The organism is Vreelandella aquamarina (assembly GCF_900110265.1).
GTDB classification, from domain to species: domain Bacteria; phylum Pseudomonadota; class Gammaproteobacteria; order Pseudomonadales; family Halomonadaceae; genus Vreelandella; species Vreelandella aquamarina.
Genome location: NZ_FODB01000008.1, coordinates 65,710 through 83,378, shown reverse-complemented (window position 1 = coordinate 83,378; position 17,669 = coordinate 65,710). Strand labels below are relative to the sequence as shown.

Genomic DNA, 17,669 nt, shown 5'->3' with positions numbered 1-17,669 from the left:
CACCGCCGGAAAGTGGCACGGCTACATGCCAAGATCGCCGACTGTCGCCGTGACGCTACCCACAAAGCGACCCGCGCACTCATTAACGAAAACCAAGTCCTGTGCGTCGAGTCACTTAATATCATTGGTATGATCAAGAATAGACGGCTTTCTAAATCCATTAGCGATGCCGGGTGGGGTGAGTTCGTCCGGCAACTGGAATACAAGGCCGCCTGGGCGGGGCGCCAACTGGTGAAAGTGAGCCAGTGGTTCCCCAGCAGCAAGCGGTGTCATGGCTGTGGCTACAAGGTTGAGAAACTGCCGCTGTCGCAACGTCACTGGCACTGCGAAAGCTGCGGCTATCCCATTGACCGCGACATCAACGCGGCCAGGAATATACAAACCGCCGGGCTGGCGGGGTTAGCCTGTGGAGCGACCGGAGCGGAGGGCAGCGGCCTAGCTGCTATCTAGTGAAGGCGTGTGGAAGCAGGAAGGTTCTGGGGGTGATCTCAGAACCCTCGCCCAAAGCGCGAAGCGCGGCGGGCGGGGAGTGTCAGCGCAAAGATGGCACGCCGTTCTGGAACGACTTATATGTGTCTCCAGTGCGGGATGACCAAGGGCATATCACCCACTTTGTAGGTGTACAGCACGATATCTCACAGCATAAAGCTTATGAGGCACGCCTTGCTTATCATGCCACCCACGATGACCTCACTCGCTTACCCAACCGTATGCAGTTTGAAGAAAAGCTGCATCAACGGTTCGCCCATGCCCAAGAAAGTGGTGAGCGCATTAGCGTGTTGTTTGTAGATCTAGATGATTTCAAGCCAATCAATGACACGCTAGGGCACGCAGTGGGCGACCAAGTATTGATAGAGGTCGCTAAGCGCCTGCATGCTGCCCTGCGGCAAGCGGATACGGTTGCCCGGCTAGGGGGCGATGAATTTGTACTACTGCTTACTAATATCGTTGATAAAGGGCAAGTGATTGACGTGGCGGAGCGTTTATTGCCAGCGCTCGCTAAGCCTTACTGTATTGCTGGCCATGAGCTGTATTTGACCGCCAGCGTGGGTATTGCCATGAGCCAGCCCGATACTCCCCAGCCGCAAACCCTGATTCAGCAAGCGGATATGGCGATGTACAAAGCGAAGCAGCAAGGCCGTAACGCCTATGCGTGGTTCAGCCACGACATCAACGAAGTGGCCAACGAGCGGGTCAGCCTGCGTAACGACCTGCAGGAAGCCATCGACCACCAAGGCTTTGAATTGCATTATCAGCCGCTGTTTAACCGGCATGGGCGAATCGACAGCGTGGAGGCGCTGCTGCGCTGGCCGCACCCTATTAAAGGTTATATTTCCCCTGCCCGCTTTATTTCCTTGGCGGAGGCTACTGGGCAAATTATGCCCATCAGCGAATGGGTGCTGCAGCGGGCCTGTAAGGATATGCTCAAGTTACAGCGCAGCGGGTTGGGGGAGCTGCGGGTCGCGGTGAATCTTTCGCCTTTGCAGTTCCACCGTGACAGCTTTCTAGCCACGCTGCGTCAAACGTTATTGGATACTGGATTGCCAGCAGAGCAGTTGGCCCTAGAGTTGACCGAAGGCATCCTGATGGATAATACCGACGCAGCAATCAATATTCTTAATGAGTTACACACTATGCAGGTCAGTGTGTCGATTGATGACTTTGGTACTGGCTACTCAAGTTTGAGCTATCTCAAGCACTTGCCGATCAGCACGATCAAAATTGATCGCAGTTTTATCAGTGAGATCACCAACAGCGACGGTGATTCAGCTATTGTGCAGGGGGTGATCTCCATGGCTCATCACCTAGGCCTTAATGTGGTGGCTGAAGGCGTGGAAACCAACGAGCAGCATCAGCGACTGTTGGCGTACCGCTGTGATTTATTCCAAGGTTTTGGGCTAGCGAAACCCATGCCGCTGGCAGAGCTTGAGCGTTTAATGGCCGAACAGGAAGTGTCTACCTCTACGAACAGCTAACGAGCCGCTATGGAAAACACAGCCACTTCTCCATGGTATTTGTACCTGCTTGAGTGTAGGCGCGGTACCTATGTAGGGATTACTAACAACCTCGCCAAACGCTACCAAGCCCATGCAGCGGGTAAAGGCGCGCGTTATACCCGGGCAAACCCGCCGCTGGCGCTTCTGGGCGCGCAACCCTTTGCCGACCGTGCCGCTGCCAGCCGTGCTGAGTATCAGTTAAAGCAGCAGACCCCAGCCCAAAAGCGTCGCTGGGCAGCTGACTGGCCGTATCACGCATAAATAAGGAAACCGCATGCTAACGTTTTTTTCCGAAGGTAGCCGCCAGCGCCAAGCCCGTAGCGAACTCCACGATGGCGCTTTAGTTACCCCCTTTGAGCGCCCCGAGCGGATGGATTTGGTATTGGCTGCCTTGAGCAAAGCCGCGTTTGAAGTTCGTTCGCCCAGTGACTACGGCCTTGCGCCCGTACTGGCGGTTCACGATGCTGATTACGTCGCGTTCTTGGAAAACTGCTGGCAGGCATGGCAAGCGGCGGGCCACGCGGGCGAGGCCATCCCCAATATCTGGCCAGCCCGTACGATGCGCGGTGACCGTATTCCCCAGTCGGTGAGCGGCCAGTTGGGCTACTACGCCCTTGCTGCTGAAACCTCAATTACGGAAGGCACCTTTGCCGCTGCCTTGGCAAGTAAAGATACCGCGCTGGCGGCAATCGATCATACCCTCGCCACTGGCGAGCCGACCTTCGGCCTGTGCCGTCCGCCGGGCCACCACGCAGCGGTGGATCAATTTGGCGGCTACTGCTTTTTTAATAATGCCGCCATCGCTGCCCAGCGCGCGCTGGACGCTGGCAAGCGCCGTGTCGCGATTCTCGACGTGGATTTTCATCACGGTAACGGCACCCAGCAGATCTTCTATCGCCGTGACGACGTGCTGTTCGCCTCGCTCCACGGCGACCCTGACGTGACCTTCCCCTACTTTTCGGGCTACACCGACGAAACCGGCGAAGGAGTAGGTGAAGGCTTCACGATCAATTACCCGCTGCCGCCGGGCACCTCCGTTGCGACGTGGATGGCCGCGTTGGATGAGGCGCTGGCGCATATCCATAGAGCAGAGTGTGAATTGCTGGTGGTATCGCTGGGTGTGGATATTTTTGAAGGTGACCCGATCAGCGCGTTTACCTTTCAGCACGTCGACTTTATTGCCCTTGGGCAACGTCTCGCGGCCGCTGGGCTACCCTGCGTGTTTTTAATGGAAGGGGGCTACGCCGTTGAGGATATCGGGGTCAACGTGGTGAACGTCTTACAAGGGTTTGAGGAGGTCACGCAGGGCGTGAAATAAGGCATTAAGGTGACAGTTGCACGAAATTCGGGCAGTCTTATGCCTTTTTGGCCTATCCTGTAGGCGGTTATCTCTTTTTCACCTTATCGTTCAACGTGGGGAGCGGCGCGTGGCAGTTTACGGCGGTATTCAGGCACATGAAGTGGAGCGTTGGCTAAATGCCCTCACCAACGCGGCCTACGACCGACGCTGCCCGCTCTCTAAAGTGCACGGGGGCAACGCCCGTGCTCGCACGGCCCGCCAGGATTTACTTCATCTTGCGACCGCGTTTCGCGGCGGTGAGCGCAGCCGCGAAACGGTAGCGGATGGTTTAAGCCGCTGGTGCCAGCACTATCTGACCGAAGCAGAGTGGTACGTGCTGGTAGGCGGACGCCAGCCCGTTGCCCAGGCGAAGCCCACCCCGCGTGTGATGGAGCAACCTACCGAAGTGCCTACAGCCGACGAGCAAGCCGCTGACGATGCCTTGGAAGTGCTTTACCAACACCGCGTGGGTTAACCTACGGACGTTCGTGCTGTTACAATGGATGCATGAACAGTGCCTCTGCCGCTCCGGCGACCGCCTCCCTTGATGATCCTGTCTACTACTTAGCGAATTTTCGCTTCCTGGTCGCGTGGGTGCAGGCGCGCCACGGGGATTTACTCAGTGCCGATGAGCATCACGTTCTTCAGCAGTGGTCGCAGCTGCCTCGCGCTTCTCAAGCGCTATTAGTGCGGATGGTGATGCGTAAAGGCGAGCTGTTTCGTGTGGATAAGCTCAGCTACCCTGAAATTGGCGACACCCATCAGGCGTTGGCGCCGCTACTGGCGCTTGGCTGGGTGGATGACGCGCCGCTGTTAAGTGGGGAGGAGGTGTTTCGGCTGCTGCGCTTAAGCGAGCTGCGCCACGCCTTGCAAGCTCCTATCAGAGCCGCTGGGCTGTCGTCTAATGCCACCAAAACGGCGCTCCAAGCCGCGTTAATGCCGGTGCTTACCGATTCAATACCGCTGCGCCAGTGGTGGCCTGCCGCAACAACGCACATCGTGCGGCTCAACGTCATGGCGCTGTGCGACCGTCTGCGGCTGATGTTTTTTGGCAACCTGCGCCAAGATTGGGCCGAGTTCGTGCTCACCGAGCTTGGCTTGCAGCGTTTTGAACAAGTGCCGCTGACCGCCGAATCACGGGCGTTTCAGCATCGAGACGAGGTGGACACCTACCTAGCACTACACCACCTGCGCGAACGCCTAGAAAACGGTGAGCTGCCTGAACAGCTGGCCACAGAAGTGCCCGCGGCCTCCAACAACCGTTGGCTAGACGCACGCCGCTCGCGGCTGCTGCTGACCCTGGGGCAAACGGCGGAACGCAGCGGTGAAGCAGAACAAGCGCTTTTGTTGTACGCCGAATCGACTAACAGCGAGGCGCGCATTCGTAGGCTGCGGGTGTTAGAGCGGTTAGGCCGTTACCAGGAAGGTTACGAGCTGGCCCAGGCCGCGCTGGGGCAGGCGAGAGAGAGCGAAACCCAAGCGCTTGGGCGCTTGTTGCCGCGCTTGGCGCGCAAGTTGAACCAGCCCGCCCCCCAGGTAGTGAAAGCAGCCGAGGCCCCGACCTACGTGCTGGAGCTTCCTGGCCCTCAATCGGTAGAGCGCGCCGTTGCCGAACACTTATCCACCGCCAGTACTCCGGTGTTCTATGTGGAAAACTGCCTAATCACCGGGCTTTTTGGTCTGCTGCTCTGGCCAGCGATTTTCAAACCGCTGCCGGGGGCGTTTTTTCATCCGTTTCATAGTGGGCCTGCGGATTTGTACCGCGAGGACTTCGTTCGCCAGCGCCAAGCCGAGATCGACGCCTGCCTGGCACAGCTAGACGACGGGCGCTACCGTGAGACGATGCGCGCGACTTGGCACGCCAAGCAGGGCATTACCTCGCCGTTTGTGCACTGGGGTGTTTTGAGCGAACCGCTGTTAACAGCCGCGCTTAGCTGCCTGCCCGCCGCGCATCTGCACGCCTGCTTTACCCGCTTGCTGAGTGACCTAAAGCACAATCGGGCAGGCCTGCCGGATCTTATTCAGCTAATGCCCGATGCGCCCGCCGGGAAGCCTCGCTACCGTATGATCGAAGTGAAAGGCCCCGGTGACCGTCTGCAGGATAACCAGCGCCGCTGGATTGATTTCTTCTGCCGCCACGACATGCCGGTCGAGGTGTGCCACGTGCGCTGGCAGCCAACTTCATGAGCCGCTATCGGGTCGCGGTGCGTACGCTGTGCGATTTCACCGCACGCCAAGGCGACCTCGACCACCGTTTTACCCCCGCGCCCAGCGCCCAAGAGGGCATTGAAGGCCACGCGCTGGTGGCCAAACGGCGGGAAAACATAGCGGGCTACCTGGCCGAATTACCGCTCTCCGGCGAATATCAGGGGCTACGCGTGGTGGGCCGCGCTGATGGCTTTGATGTGGCGGCAAATTGCGTTGAAGAGATCAAAACCCATCGCAGCAGCCTAGCGCGCATGGCGGATAACCAGCGCGCACTGCATTGGGCCCAGGTGAAGGTATACGGCGCGCTGCTCTGCGCTGAGCGCGGGCTTTCATACATCACGCTGGCGCTGGTGTACCTGGATATTGCCAGCGGCCAGGAAACCCGGCTGACGCTTGATGCCCGTGCCGAGGAGCTAGCGGCGTTTTTTGCCGACCAGTGCCAGCGCTTTTTAGCCTGGGCCGAGCAGGAGGCCGCCCACCGCGAGTGCCGCGATGCGTGGCTCGCCACGCTGACCTTTCCCCACGTGGACTTTCGTCCAGGGCAGCGGGCGTTGGCCGAAGATGTGTTTAAAGCCGCCAGCACCGGACGCTGCCTGCTGGCCCAAGCGCCCACCGGCATTGGCAAAACCCTGGGCACGCTGTTTCCCATGCTCTCTGCGATGCCCCGTCAGCGGCTCGACCGCATCGCTTTTCTCACTATGAAAACGCCTGGCCGCCGCCTCGCGCTCGACGCCTTGGTGAGCCTAGAGGCTCCTGCCCAGCCGCTGCGGGTGCTGGAACTCGTCGCCCGCGATAAAGCCTGTGAATACCCCGGCACCGCCTGCCAGGGCGATACCTGCCCTTTAGCAAAAGGGTTTTACGACCGTTTGCCTGCCGCCCGCCAAGCGGCGGTGGAAAAAGGCTGGCTAACGCGCGATGCGCTGCGCGAAGTGGCGCTGGCGCATCAGGTTTGCCCCTACTATTTGGGTCAGGAGCTGGCCCGCTGGGCCGATGTGGCGGTGGGGGATGTAAACCACTGGTTCGATAGCCACGCGCTGCTGCACGGGCTTGCTCAAGCCAACGACTGGCGAGTGGGGCTGCTGGTGGATGAGGCGCATAACCTGGTAGACCGTGCTCGTGGCATGTACAGCGCCGCGCTCTCCCAACAGCGCTTGAGCTTCCTGCGCCGTCACTCCCCGTCCGCCTTAGCCAAGCCGCTGGCCCGCGTAGGCAGGCAGTGGCAGGCGCTCAATAAAGAGGTGGCCGCCCAAGCGCCGGAGCGGCGTTACCACTTGCTAGAAACGCTGCCCACCAAGCTGGTGAGCGCACTGCATACCCTGGCCGGGGCTATCTCGGATTATCTCGTGGAGCACCCCGACGGCGCGAATCAGGCACTCCAGGAACTGCTGTTCGAAGCGCTTGCATTCTGCCGCTTGGCGGAATCGTTCGGCGACCACTCGCTGTGCGATTTGGAGATTCAAGGCAAGGGAAGTGCAGTGCTTGGGCTGCGCAATGTGATTCCGGCGGACTTTCTCGCCCCGCGCTTTAAGCGCGCCCACTGTACGGTGCTGTTTTCCGCCACGCTGTCGCCGTTTCACTACTACCGCGACTTACTGGGGTTACCGGAGTGCAGCGTATGGCGCGAGGTGGAATCTCCCTTCGTGGCGCAGCAGCTAGAGGTCCATGTGCGTAGCGATATCTCTACCCGTTACCATCAGCGCACGGCGTCGGTGCCTCCGATTGTTGCGACACTGGCGGCGCACTATCAGCACAAGCCGGGGCACTACCTGGCGTTTTTCAGCAGTTTTGCTTACCTCGAACAGGTGATGGACGCATTCGAGCAGGCGCACCCTGAGATTCCCGTTTTCGCGCAAACGCGCAGCATGCAGGAGCCTGAGCGTGAGGCGTTTTTGGCGCGCTTTGCCCCCGGCGGTAAAGGCATCGGTTTTGCCGTGTTGGGTGGTGCCTTCGCGGAGGGCATTGACCTGCCCGGTGAGCGATTGATCGGTGCCTTTGTGGCAACACTGGGCTTGCCGCCGTTTAACGACTTTAACGAAGCGCTGAAAGCCCGATTGCAGGCGCGCTTTGGCCGGGGAGGCGACTATACCTACCGTATTCCTGGGGTGATCAAGGTGATACAGGCCGCTGGGCGAGTGATCCGCAGCCCCGACGATGAAGGGGTTGTGGTATTAATGGATGACCGTTTTGCCCATGCCCAGGTGCGCGCACTGCTGCCGCGCTGGTGGCAGTTAGTCTGATCCCATCACTGTAAGGAAACCTATCAACGCTATGGCAGATTTACTTTGGTATCAGTACGTGCTGATTGGGCTTATCTTTGCCTGGAGCGGTTTTGTGCGCACCAGTCTTGGCTTTGGTGGCGCGGTCTTGGCGCTGCCGTTTCTCCTGCTCGTCGTCAACGAACCATTGGTGTTCCTGCCGATTATTGCTATTCATCTGCTGATTTTTTCCAGTTGGATTGCCTGGAATGGGCATCGTCAGCTGCAGCAGGCGGGCAGCAGCGCTGCGGTTCAGAGCAACATCGACTGGGGCTATTTAGGCAAAGCGCTCAAGATCATGATCGTGCCCAAGCTGGTGGGGGTGGTTGGGTTGCTCACCCTGCCCGCCAATGTGATGACCAGTATTATCTTCGGTATCGTGATCATCTACGCCATCGGCTATGTGCTAAATAAGCCGTTTAGAAGTAACAATAAGTACGTGGATTATGTACTGCTGGGGCTGGGGGGCTACGTTAGCGGCACGTCGCTGATTGGCGCACCGCTGATTGTGTCCGTGTTCGCCACTCATGTCGCGAAAGAGCAGTTACGCGACACCATGTTTGTGCTGTGGTTTATTTTGGTCGTGATCAAAATGGTGTCGTTTGTGATTGCGGACGTTGACCTACAGCTCATTCATCAACTGTGGCTGCTGCCCTGTGCCTTTATCGGCCACTTGCTTGGTGAAAAAGCCCACCGCTACTTGCTTAATGCCGATACGGGGCTGTTTTTTCGCGTATTGGGCGCAGTGCTGATTGTGGTCAGTGTGGTAGGGCTGATTCACCCGCCGGGGTAACTTGCACACAAACAAAAACGGCCACTTGCTCTAAAAGCTAAGTGGCCGTTTTCATTGAATTCTTGGTCGGAATAGCAGGATTCGAACCTACGACCTCTGCCTCCCGAAGGCAGCGCTCTACCAAGCTGAGCTATATTCCGAAAGTTGCTGAGGCGTGCTCAACAACGGGACGAATCATACGCAGGCGAAGGGCTTTTTTCAAGCCTCTTTTTTCACGCCCTTTCTTTGTACAACGCGAAAAGCGTTGTCGGTTACGCTTGGCGATCTACGGCTAAGCGGGCAAGTTGAGCCATGCTATCGCGATAAGGGCTAGGGGGCAGGGCATCCAGTTCGGCTAGCGCTTTATCCGCCATCTCTTCTGCCCGTACGCGGGTGTACGCCAGCGCCCCGGTGTCGTGAATAATCGCCAGTACGTCGTCTAGCTGTTCAAGACCGCCTTTGCGAATCACCTGACGAATCAGCTTGGCTTGCTCAGGAGTGCCGCGCTCCATGGCGTGAATGAGCGGTAGCGTGGGCTTGCCTTCGGCCAAGTCGTCGCCAACGTTTTTGCCCATTGCCTCGGCGTCGCCTTGATAGTCCAGCAAGTCGTCAATCAGTTGGAAAGCGAGACCCAGGTAGCGGCCGTAATGCTGCAGGGCGCGCTCCTGCTCCGGCGTAGCTTCGGCGAGCACCGCGCCGCTGTGGGAGGCGGCTTCAAACAGCATCGCGGTTTTACCCTGGATGGTCTCGAAGTAATCCGCCTCGGAAATACTGGGGTTGCCAATGTTGGTCAACTGCAGCACTTCACCTTCTGCGATCACGCAGGTGGCACCGGATAGGATCGCCATGATGCGCATGGAGCCTACGTCCACCATCATCTGGAACGAGCGGGAGTAGAGGAAATCACCCACCAGCACGGAAGGCGCATTGCCCCAGGCGTCGTTGGCGGTTTTTTTGCCCCGGCGCATGTGCGACTCATCCACCACGTCGTCGTGTAACAGAGTGGAGGTATGCATAAACTCGATCAGCGTGGCGAGGGTGATGTGCTTGTCGCCCTCGTAGCCCAACGAGCGGGCTGCCAACAGTACCAGCAGCGGGCGCAGGCGTTTACCGCCGCTTTCGATGATGTACTGGCCGATGGTTTCCACCAGCGGCACGCGAGAATTCAACTGCGTCACAATGGTGCGGTTGACGGCCTCAAAATCGTCGGCCACCACGGCGTGCAGCGGTGAAGGCGAAGGGCTGGCAGGCGGGATTGAGGAGACGTTGGCTGTCATGGGTTCCGTTCATCGCGGCAGGTAAGAGTGGAGCTCATGCTATGGGGCTGCCTGTAAGGCGTCAAGGCATAGCCGCGCTAAGCAGGCCCAGGCCGGCGTTTGGAAGATTGACAAGCCCCGGTGGCCTTGTGGTATGAAGCGATAGTCGTTATAATCCGCGACCCACTCATCATGCTCCCTGTCAGATGGCTGCCAAAAGAGGCGCCACTCGCAGCAGGTCGATAAGAGCGGAAGGCGATGAGCGTTGGTTACGCGGGGCGTAACCGGCATTAACGACAAGTCCGGAGAGCGACATGTACGCAGTTATTAAAAGCGGTGGTAAACAGTACCGCGTTCAAGAAGGTCAAACCCTCAAGCTCGAGAAAATCGAAGTCGCTACCGGCGAAACGATTGAGTTTGATGAAGTGCTGCTGGTTGCAGACGGCGATGACGTAAACATTGGCGCACCTTTCATTAGCGGTGCCAAAGTTTCCGCTGAAATCGTTTCCCACGGCCGTGGCGATAAAGTGACGATCATCAAATTCCGTCGCCGGAAGCACCACATGAAGCGTCAGGGCCACCGTCAGTGGTTCACTGAAGTCAAAATTACCGGAATTTCTGCGTAAGCAGCCAATTCCCTTTAGGAGGATTTTGCAATGGCACATAAAAAGGCAGCCGGCTCCACGCGTAACGGTCGCGATTCCGAATCCAAACGCCTTGGTGTGAAACTCTTCGGTGGCCAAGCGGCAACCGCAGGTAACATCATCGTTCGTCAGCGTGGCACTCGTTTCCACGCAGGCACTGGCGTTGGCCTGGGTCGTGATCACACGCTGTTCGCTCTGAACGACGGCTTCGTGAAGTTCGAGACCAAAGGTCCGAACAACCGTAAATTCGTCAGCATCGTTTCTGCCTAAGCAACCTCGGTTGCTTTGAGTAAGTTGGTTGGTATGACTTACGCAGTGCGAAGATGACGAAAGAAAAGCCCCGCCATGGCGGGGCTTTTTTGTCTTTCGATCCCTTTTGCCCGCATGAGGCGGGTGGGGATAGTGCAGTGAGGGCGGCGGAAGCGGCCGGGAGAATCCAATGCAGTTCGTCGATGAAGCCTCGATTATTGTTGAGGCAGGTAAAGGCGGCAATGGCTGTCTGAGCTTTCGCCGCGAGAAATATGTGCCCAAGGGTGGCCCCGATGGTGGTGATGGCGGCCACGGTGGCAGCGTTTACCTGATTGGTGATGACTCGCTCAACACCTTGATTGATTTCAAGTTTCAGCGCTTCTACAAAGCTGAAAATGGGCAAGGCGGCATGGGCCGCCAGATGAGCGGTAAAGCTGGTGAAGACCTGCACGTCAAAGTGCCGGTAGGCACCACGGTGATTGATGAAGACACCCTTGAGGTGATTGCCGATGTGACCGAAATTGGTCAGGTCGTGCTGGTAGCAGAAGGCGGCCGCCGTGGGTTGGGTAACATTCACTTCAAATCCTCTACCAACCGTGCGCCGCGGCGCACCACGCCGGGCACCGAAGGCGACCGTCGTAACCTGCGCCTGGAAATGAAAGTGATGGCGGATGTGGGCTTGCTAGGCATGCCCAACGCCGGTAAGTCGACGCTGATTCGTTCGGTCTCTGCGGCCAAGCCCAAAGTGGCCAACTACCCGTTCACCACCCTGGTGCCAAACCTGGGCGTGGTGAAGCTGGGGATGCATGAGCACTTTGTAATGGCCGACGTACCGGGGCTGATTGAAGGTGCCTCCGACGGTGCTGGCCTGGGGCTGCGCTTCTTGAAGCACCTGACCCGCACGCGGCTGCTGTTCCACGTGGTTGATGTGGCGCCGTTTGATGAGTCCGACCCGGTGGAAGCCGCGCAGGCGATTATTCACGAGCTTGGTCAGTTCTCTCCGGCGCTCTCCGAGCGGCCCCGCTGGCTGGTGCTGAATAAGTTCGACCTGCTGCCAGAAGAGGAGCGCGAGGCGCGCGCCCAGGCGATCATTGATGCGCTGAACTGGGATGGCCCCGTCTTCCGTATTTCGGCGATCAGCAGTGAAGGCACCGATAAGCTGGTGCAAGCCGCTTACCGCTGGCTCACCGAGCAGCAGCGTCTGGAAAACGAAGACGAAGAGGCCCATGCCCGCGAGCAGGAGATGCGCCGTCGCATGGAAGAGGAGTCGGTGGCCCGTACCGAAGCCCGCCTTGGCCGTCGTCGTAAGCGCGATGATGAAGAAGACGATGACGATTTCGACGACGATGATTACGATGTCGAAGTGGAGTACGCCCCGTAAGCCAGCGGCGTACTAGCTAGGATAAATCGCGTGAGCGCAATGGAGTGGGAGAGTCGCGACGTGGAAAGCAACGAGCAGTTGCCGGGCCGTGAGGCGCTGAGTAGCGCCCGCCGGGTAGTGGTCAAAATTGGCAGCGCGCTGCTCACTAATGATGGTCGTGGGCTGGACGAAGCGGCCATTGGCGGCTGGGTGGATCAAATTGCCGCCCTGCATCAGCAGGGTAAAGAGGTGGTGCTGGTCTCCTCCGGTGCGGTGGCAGCTGGCATGGTGCGCCTGGGCTGGCAGGCACGCCCCAGCGCCGTGCACGAGCTGCAGGCGGCCGCCGCCGTGGGCCAAAATGGCCTGACTCAGTGCTACGAGCAGCACTTTGCGCGCCACGGCATGCTCACCGCGCAGATTCTGCTCACCCACGACGACCTCTCTAACCGCAAGCGCTACCTGAACGCGCTCTCGGCATTGCGCACGCTTGTCGAGATGCGCGTGGTACCGGTGATCAACGAAAACGATACCGTCGTCACCGACGAGATCCGTTTTGGCGATAACGACACCCTCGGCGCGCTGGTGGCGAATCTGCTGGAAGCCGATGCGCTACTGCTGCTCACCGACCAGGAAGGCCTGTTCGATGCCGACCCCCGCCATAACCCTGATGCCACGCTGATTGCTGAGGGGCGTGCTGACGACCCACGCTTGGCCGCCGTGGCAGGCAGCGGCGGGGCGTTGGGCCGGGGGGGGATGAGCACCAAAGTGCGCGCTGCCCAGCTCGCGGCGCGTTCCGGCGCGGTAACTGTGATTGCCAGTGGTCGCCAGCCGGAGGTAATTACTCGGGTAATGAACGGTGAAGCACTCGGCACGCTGCTGCGCCCGGATCAAGCCCCTATGGCAGCGCGCAAGCGCTGGCTAGCGGGTCAGCTTCAGGTGCGCGGTACGCTGGTGCTGGATGCGGGCGCGGTCAACGTGCTGCGTGGTAAAGGCTCTAGCCTGCTGGCCGTTGGCGTGCGTGACGTGCAGGGCAGTTTTAAGCGCGGCGACATGGTGCTGTGTGTGGATGAGCAGGGCACTCGCGTGGCCAAGGGCTTGGTCAACTACGGGGCCGACGAAGCTCGCCAGCTAGCGGGCCAGCCAAGCCACCAGATCGAAGCCATCCTTGGTTACGTGGAAGCCCACGAACTGATCCACCGCGACAACTTGGTAGTGGTTTAAACGGCGGGTTAGCCACGCCGCTTCGGCGGTAGCGGTACCTGGCGCGGCCAGTCATTGGGTACCACCATCAGCCGCGTTAGCGGTCTCTCCTGGCCACTATTTTCCTGGCAACTCTTTTCCCAGTAGTTCTCTTCCCAGCAGTTCTCTTCTCCCTTCGGGTCGTACAGCATCACTTGCTGCGGCCCGTAGCGGTTTACCTGTGCCATCACGGCCTCCATCCGCTCATTGGCGTTGCCAAACGCGTCGAGCGATGGCGGCGCTAACCAGTGGGGCTTTGCTAGCCACGCGACTTTTAGCGCCGTGCTGTAGCGTTCGGCCACGCTAGGCCAGTCGTATTGATGGCACCACCACCCCCGCCGATGCTCGGCCGTTGCCCCGACAGGTGGTGGCAAGTTGGGCTGCCATGGATAAAACAGCACGCCGGGCATGGCAAGCTGCTGGGTCAGCAGGTTGCTTAGCGTGGTCGCTTCGCCCGTATCTCTGGGCGTTAACCAGTGAGCAATATTCGCCTGCGCCGTGCGAGTACGGGAGAGCGGTAGCTGATGATGGAGCAGGTGACTGCACTTCAAGGCCAAACTGTCCAAACCACCGGGGCCAATCCAGCGGCTTTGGCTGTTGGCTTCGCCTGGCCCGTCGGGAAGACCAAGATAGAACTTGATCGCTACTTCCAAATGCACCGGCACTGGGTTTGTCCGCGTGCGATAAAGCATATCCAGCTCGCCCAGCGTTGTGCGGCGTTGAGTAATACGCAGATTATTGGCCAGCAGGCGGGTATTAGGGGCGTTATCCAGTAACAGCTGCCACAGCCGCTCATGGTAGTGGCCCATGCGCGTCGCTAGCTTGCCATTCAGCGCCTCAACGCCGGGCAGTAGAGCGGTCAGCCATGCATGGTGATTGTCTGCAAGGCCCAGCGTTAAGCCTGTGGGCCTCCCAGGATAAGCGCCAAGGGTGACTAAATCGGGGGTTGCTAACAGCCAAGCGAGATCGCGCAGCACTGTATGGCGTATCGCGTCGCTGACACCTTCGGCGGAGGTCGTCAAAAAGTCTCTCCTATTCGCTAGCTTGAGAGGCGGCTGTGCTAACCGCCTGTGGCTACGCTAACGACATTCATGTGGGATGCCAATCAAATCCTAGTGAATGCGTAGGTACAAAAAAGCGGCGAGCCCGAAGGCCCGCCGCAGAGAGTGTATGAATAGAGTGTCTTAACAGAGCGTACTAACAGAATGTACGGCTAGATGTACAAGACGCGAATGCGATTAGTCGCGATCCATCTGGGTGACTTCAAAAGAACCCTGGCGCAGGCTCAGTTCCAGCTCGCGGCCGTTTTGCTCGCGGCCTTCAACATCGATGATGCCGCTTTTATCGATATCGATGCTTTCAAATTCGGTCATACCTTCCTGGCTGGCAGCATTGAGTGCTTGGCGCACGTCATCTTCGCTCATGCCCCAGGCTCCGGTAATCAGGCGCTTACGCTCTTCTTGCAGGGTGTCGCCGTTATCCATGGAGAAGTCCACATCGGCGTACCACTCATCGTCTAACCAGCCTTCTAATTCTACACGGCCACGGTCATCAACATTGATCTCTTCGATGTGGCTGAACCCGTAGTCGGCGGCGTAGGTTAGAATGTCATCGATCCGGTCCATCGGCTGAGTGTCTGCTTGGGCGCTACCTGCAGCAGCGGCAAGCAGAAGAGCAGAAGTTGGGATCAGCAGCATTTTTTTCATAGCGTTCATATCAAATTCCTTCTTTGCTTAGTGAATGCATTGCCGGATGATGCCTAACGAAGGTCAGTTAGCGAATGCGACAGGGTATTTATATCACCGGGGTTCTTTCCTTAACCTGACAAAGCCGTTCATCTAGCGTTCATGTTGCCTTTGGCATCCTACTGTTATGAAAATGACGTCTCTTCTCTCTATTAAGCAGCGCTCCTGGCAACGGCTCCCCTATAAGGGCGGGCTGGTATTGGCGCTGGTCCTCGTATTGATGGGTAGTGCGACCGGTGACCAGCACTGGGAGGCCCTGCACAGCGAAGTGCGGCGAGGCGACGTGGTTCCCCTTGATACCATTCTCGACTGGCTCGACGCCCACTACATCGGCGACGTGTTGGAGGTTGAAATCGAGCGCGATGATGGGCTGGTCGAGTATGAAATCAAGCTGCTAGGCCCCCAAGGGCAGGTGGTGGAGTTTGAGTTCGACGGTCACAGTGGCCAGCTTATGCAAATAGAGGGCGTGCGCATCCGCGAGATGCAGCGTTAAGACGTTTGCCTGCGGTCCCCCATCTTCCTGCCTCCATTGGGTTTATTGATAAGGGGTTTTTGATGAAGTGTTTACTGGTAGAGGATGACCAGGCGCTTGCCCGTGAGCTGAGTCAAGCGTTGCAAGATGGTGACTGGATCGTTGAGCTGGCGGAAAACGGCCAGGAAGCAGATTTTTTGGTGCGCACAGAGGCGTACGATACGGTCATTTTGGATATTGGCCTGCCCGATGGCGATGGCACTCGCTGGCTCTCTTCTTGGCGGGAAGATGGTATTGATCTGCCGGTACTGATCTTAACGGCCCGTGAACGCTGGGCCGATAAAGCCGCTGGCTTTACCGCGGGTGCCGATGACTACGTCACCAAACCCTTCGAACCCGCCGAAGTGCTGTTTCGCCTGCAGGCATTGGTGCGCCGTACCCATGGCCATGCGCACCCGGTGCTTAAAGTGGGCGAGCTTAGCCTGGATACTCACACCCAACATGTCACTTTGGTGGGGCGTCCCGTGAGCTTAACTGCTCAGGAAACCCGCCTATTAAGCTACTTAATGCATGCTGCGCCCAGAGTGGTCAGCCGTAGCGAGCTGTCTGAGCACGTTTACGACCGTGACCACGAGCCCGACTCCAACGTCATTGATGTTCAGGTCAGTCGGTTGCGGCGCAAGCTAGGCGCGTGGCGCATTGCCACGCTGCGCGGTCAGGGGTATCGCCTGTTAGCCGATGAACCGAGCGATTCATGAACGCTAATGTGGTCTCTTGGAGTCAGCGCTGGGCTAGCCGCTCTATCAATCTACGCCTGCTGTTGGCGGTGCTGCTCATGGTGCTGCTGGCGCTGCCGGTTGCTGGTTGGTTATTGGCCCACCATTACCGCACTGCGGCGGTCAATGCGTTTGATGAACGGCTGGAAGCGACCCTCAACGTAGTGATTGCCGGGGTCACTTACGACCCGCTGGCCGGGCAGCTCAACTACGAGCGCGCGCTGGGTGATCCCCGTTTCGATCATGTGTATTCGGGTTGGTATTGGCAGATTACCGACGATGCGAACCACTCGGTCACGTCGCGCTCGTTATGGGATCAGCGCTTGCCGGTACTGGAGAGTGAGCGAGTGACCGCCCGCACGTTACCAGGCCCAAGGGGACAGCAGTTACGTGTCGTTGAACGCGATATTTATCTAGCGCCTTTAGAAACACCGCTGCACGTGAGCGTGGCTGCGCGGGACGATGATTTACGCGAAGATATTCAGGAGTTTCAGCAGATGCTGTGGCTGGGCCTGCTGGGCCTAGGGGCGCTGCTACTGGGCGTACTGGCGCTTCAGGTACGCTGGGGGTTAGCGCCGCTGCGGCGTATGAATGCTAATCTGCGCGAGGTGGAGCAGGGGCGAACAGAGCAGTTAGAAACTCGTTTACCCGACGAGCTGGCCACACTGGCTACATCCATGAACGCCGTGCTGGCTCGCGACCAGCGGCTCATCGAACGGGGTCGTCACACGGCAGGCAACTTGGCCCACGCCCTAAAAACGCCGATTAGCGTGATGCGGCTGTTGGCCAAGCAGCTACCGGGCGAGAGTCGCGATACCTGGGAGGCCGAGCTGTCGCGTATCGATAGCGCCGTGCGCCATCACTTGGCGCGGGCTTCCGCTGCGGGCGAGGGAGTACGCTTTGCTCCGGTGGCCCTCCAAGGCACACTGGCCCCGCTCATCACCGGGCTTGCCCGGCTAGCGCAGCGCCGCCATATTACCCTGCGCCAAACCGTGGATAGCGGCGTGCGGGTGCATATGGACGGTCAGGACCTGCAGGAGATGGTGGGTAATCTACTGGACAACGCCCTGCGCTGGGGCAAAAGCGATGTGCATATCCGCTTGCAGGCTCAAAGCGAGATGCTGTTGCTGGTTGTCAGCGACGACGGCCCCGGTATGACGCCGCAAGAGTGTCAAGCCGCTGTCCAGCGCGGCAAGCGGCTGGATGAGCAGCGTTCAGGCAGCGGATTGGGATTAGCCATCGTCACTGACCTTGTCACACTTTATCATGGCCAGATGCGCCTACAGCGCGCCGAGTCTGGCGGTTTAGAGGTAGTCATTGAACTGCCTGTGGTCGCTACTTAATGATCGTAAGAGCG

18 protein-coding genes and 1 tRNA gene are annotated in these 17,669 nt (G+C 58.7%); 15 read left to right on the top strand and 4 right to left on the bottom strand.

The window, feature by feature from the left end; translation table 11 throughout:
• The 8 genes from BMY49_RS03825 to BMY49_RS03790 form a co-directional block, all read left to right on the top strand.
• On the top strand, nt 1-450 hold a 450-nt coding region (locus BMY49_RS03825), incomplete at its 5' end, for an RNA-guided endonuclease InsQ/TnpB family protein (RefSeq protein WP_143058109.1).
• 32 nt (nt 451-482) lie between these two features.
• A complete protein-coding gene (locus BMY49_RS03820) occupies nt 483-1,976 on the top strand; it encodes a putative bifunctional diguanylate cyclase/phosphodiesterase (protein WP_244154908.1) in 1,494 nt (497 codons plus the stop codon).
• Nucleotides 1,977-1,985: 9 nt separating this feature from the next.
• On the top strand, nt 1,986-2,258 hold the full coding sequence (locus BMY49_RS03815) for a GIY-YIG nuclease family protein (protein ID WP_054641749.1): 273 nt from the start codon (nt 1,986-1,988) through the stop codon (nt 2,256-2,258).
• 13 nt (nt 2,259-2,271) lie between these two features.
• Nucleotides 2,272-3,315 carry a histone deacetylase family protein gene (locus BMY49_RS03810; protein WP_062372969.1) on the top strand — a complete coding sequence of 348 codons (1,044 nt, stop codon included), beginning with the start codon at nt 2,272-2,274 and terminating at the stop codon, nt 3,313-3,315.
• A gap of 109 nt (nt 3,316-3,424) precedes the next feature.
• Nucleotides 3,425-3,811 carry a hypothetical protein gene (locus tag BMY49_RS03805; RefSeq protein ID WP_074211161.1) on the top strand — a complete coding sequence of 129 codons (387 nt, stop codon included), beginning with the start codon at nt 3,425-3,427 and terminating at the stop codon, nt 3,809-3,811.
• A 32-nt stretch (nt 3,812-3,843) separates the two neighbouring features.
• Nucleotides 3,844-5,523: a VRR-NUC domain-containing protein gene (locus BMY49_RS03800; RefSeq protein WP_089674897.1), complete on the top strand. Its 1,680-nt coding sequence runs from the start codon at nt 3,844-3,846 to the stop codon at nt 5,521-5,523.
• Entirely contained in the window at nt 5,520-7,781 is a 2,262-nt protein-coding gene (locus BMY49_RS03795; protein ID WP_089674908.1) for an ATP-dependent DNA helicase, read from the top strand. The genes BMY49_RS03800 and BMY49_RS03795 overlap by 4 nt, the downstream gene beginning before the upstream one ends.
• 31 nt (nt 7,782-7,812) lie before the next feature.
• Nucleotides 7,813-8,592 (top strand): sulfite exporter TauE/SafE family protein, encoded by a 780-nt coding sequence (locus BMY49_RS03790; protein WP_054641746.1) that lies wholly within the window; start codon nt 7,813-7,815, stop codon nt 8,590-8,592.
• A 63-nt stretch (nt 8,593-8,655) separates the two neighbouring features.
• On the opposite strand, the gene BMY49_RS03785 is transcribed toward BMY49_RS03790, so the two are convergent.
• Nucleotides 8,656-8,732, bottom strand: a tRNA-Pro gene (locus BMY49_RS03785).
• Nucleotides 8,733-8,843: 111 nt separating this feature from the next.
• Entirely contained in the window at nt 8,844-9,848 is a 1,005-nt protein-coding gene (gene ispB / locus BMY49_RS03780; protein WP_062360498.1) for an octaprenyl diphosphate synthase, read from the bottom strand.
• Between the two features lie 293 nt (nt 9,849-10,141).
• On the opposite strand from ispB, the gene rplU reads away from it, so the two are divergent.
• The 4 genes from rplU to proB all read left to right on the top strand — a co-directional run bounded on the left by rplU (nt 10,142) and on the right by proB (nt 13,301).
• Entirely contained in the window at nt 10,142-10,453 is a 312-nt protein-coding gene (gene rplU, locus BMY49_RS03775) for a 50S ribosomal protein L21 (RefSeq protein WP_016915863.1), read from the top strand.
• Nucleotides 10,454-10,483: 30 nt separating this feature from the next.
• On the top strand, nt 10,484-10,741 hold the full coding sequence (gene rpmA, locus BMY49_RS03770; RefSeq protein ID WP_030071394.1) for a 50S ribosomal protein L27: 258 nt from the start codon (nt 10,484-10,486) through the stop codon (nt 10,739-10,741).
• 169 nt (nt 10,742-10,910) lie between these two features.
• Nucleotides 10,911-12,101, top strand: a complete 1,191-nt coding sequence (gene cgtA / locus BMY49_RS03765; protein WP_089674895.1) for an Obg family GTPase CgtA — start codon at nt 10,911-10,913, stop codon at nt 12,099-12,101.
• A 39-nt stretch (nt 12,102-12,140) separates the two neighbouring features.
• Nucleotides 12,141-13,301 carry a glutamate 5-kinase gene (proB, locus tag BMY49_RS03760; RefSeq protein ID WP_232068304.1) on the top strand — a complete coding sequence of 387 codons (1,161 nt, stop codon included), beginning with the start codon at nt 12,141-12,143 and terminating at the stop codon, nt 13,299-13,301.
• Between the two features lie 8 nt (nt 13,302-13,309).
• Here proB and BMY49_RS03755 read toward each other — a convergent pair whose 3' ends face one another.
• Nucleotides 13,310-14,341 carry a DUF1853 family protein gene (locus BMY49_RS03755; protein WP_062360502.1) on the bottom strand — a complete coding sequence of 344 codons (1,032 nt, stop codon included), beginning with the start codon at nt 14,339-14,341 and terminating at the stop codon, nt 13,310-13,312.
• A 216-nt stretch (nt 14,342-14,557) separates the two neighbouring features.
• Entirely contained in the window at nt 14,558-15,034 is a 477-nt protein-coding gene (locus BMY49_RS03750) for a PepSY domain-containing protein (RefSeq protein WP_044628767.1), read from the bottom strand.
• A gap of 157 nt (nt 15,035-15,191) precedes the next feature.
• On the opposite strand from BMY49_RS03750, the gene BMY49_RS03745 reads away from it, so the two are divergent.
• The 3 genes from BMY49_RS03745 (at nt 15,192) to BMY49_RS03735 (ending at nt 17,655) form a co-directional block, all read left to right on the top strand.
• Nucleotides 15,192-15,557, top strand: a complete 366-nt coding sequence (locus tag BMY49_RS03745) for a PepSY domain-containing protein (protein ID WP_044628766.1) — start codon at nt 15,192-15,194, stop codon at nt 15,555-15,557.
• Between the two features lie 62 nt (nt 15,558-15,619).
• On the top strand, nt 15,620-16,294 hold the full coding sequence (locus BMY49_RS03740) for a winged helix-turn-helix domain-containing protein (RefSeq protein ID WP_062360506.1): 675 nt from the start codon (nt 15,620-15,622) through the stop codon (nt 16,292-16,294).
• Nucleotides 16,291-17,655: a sensor histidine kinase gene (locus BMY49_RS03735; protein WP_089674892.1), complete on the top strand. Its 1,365-nt coding sequence runs from the start codon at nt 16,291-16,293 to the stop codon at nt 17,653-17,655. The genes BMY49_RS03740 and BMY49_RS03735 overlap by 4 nt, the downstream gene beginning before the upstream one ends.
• Nucleotides 17,656-17,669 lie beyond the last annotated feature (14 nt).

Excerpts from the sequence above, each read along its gene's own strand:
- BMY49_RS03815 (WP_054641749.1), top strand. The coding sequence starts at position 1,986 with ATGGAAAACACAGCCACTTCTCCATGGTATTTGTACCTGCTTGAGTGT.
- BMY49_RS03810 (WP_062372969.1), top strand. The coding sequence starts at position 2,272 with ATGCTAACGTTTTTTTCCGAAGGTAGCCGCCAGCGCCAAGCCCGTAGC.
- BMY49_RS03800 (WP_089674897.1), top strand. The coding sequence starts at position 3,844 with ATGAACAGTGCCTCTGCCGCTCCGGCGACCGCCTCCCTTGATGATCCT.
- BMY49_RS03795 (WP_089674908.1), top strand. The coding sequence starts at position 5,520 with ATGAGCCGCTATCGGGTCGCGGTGCGTACGCTGTGCGATTTCACCGCA.
- BMY49_RS03790 (WP_054641746.1), top strand. The coding sequence starts at position 7,813 with ATGGCAGATTTACTTTGGTATCAGTACGTGCTGATTGGGCTTATCTTT.
- ispB (WP_062360498.1), bottom strand. The coding sequence starts at position 9,848 with ATGACAGCCAACGTCTCCTCAATCCCGCCTGCCAGCCCTTCGCCTTCA.
- rplU (WP_016915863.1), top strand. The coding sequence starts at position 10,142 with ATGTACGCAGTTATTAAAAGCGGTGGTAAACAGTACCGCGTTCAAGAA.
- rpmA (WP_030071394.1), top strand. The coding sequence starts at position 10,484 with ATGGCACATAAAAAGGCAGCCGGCTCCACGCGTAACGGTCGCGATTCC.
- cgtA (WP_089674895.1), top strand. The coding sequence starts at position 10,911 with ATGCAGTTCGTCGATGAAGCCTCGATTATTGTTGAGGCAGGTAAAGGC.
- proB (WP_232068304.1), top strand. The coding sequence starts at position 12,141 with ATGGAGTGGGAGAGTCGCGACGTGGAAAGCAACGAGCAGTTGCCGGGC.
- BMY49_RS03750 (WP_044628767.1), bottom strand. The coding sequence starts at position 15,034 with ATGAACGCTATGAAAAAAATGCTGCTGATCCCAACTTCTGCTCTTCTG.
- BMY49_RS03745 (WP_044628766.1), top strand. The coding sequence starts at position 15,192 with ATGAAAATGACGTCTCTTCTCTCTATTAAGCAGCGCTCCTGGCAACGG.
- BMY49_RS03740 (WP_062360506.1), top strand. The coding sequence starts at position 15,620 with ATGAAGTGTTTACTGGTAGAGGATGACCAGGCGCTTGCCCGTGAGCTG.
- BMY49_RS03735 (WP_089674892.1), top strand. The coding sequence starts at position 16,291 with ATGAACGCTAATGTGGTCTCTTGGAGTCAGCGCTGGGCTAGCCGCTCT.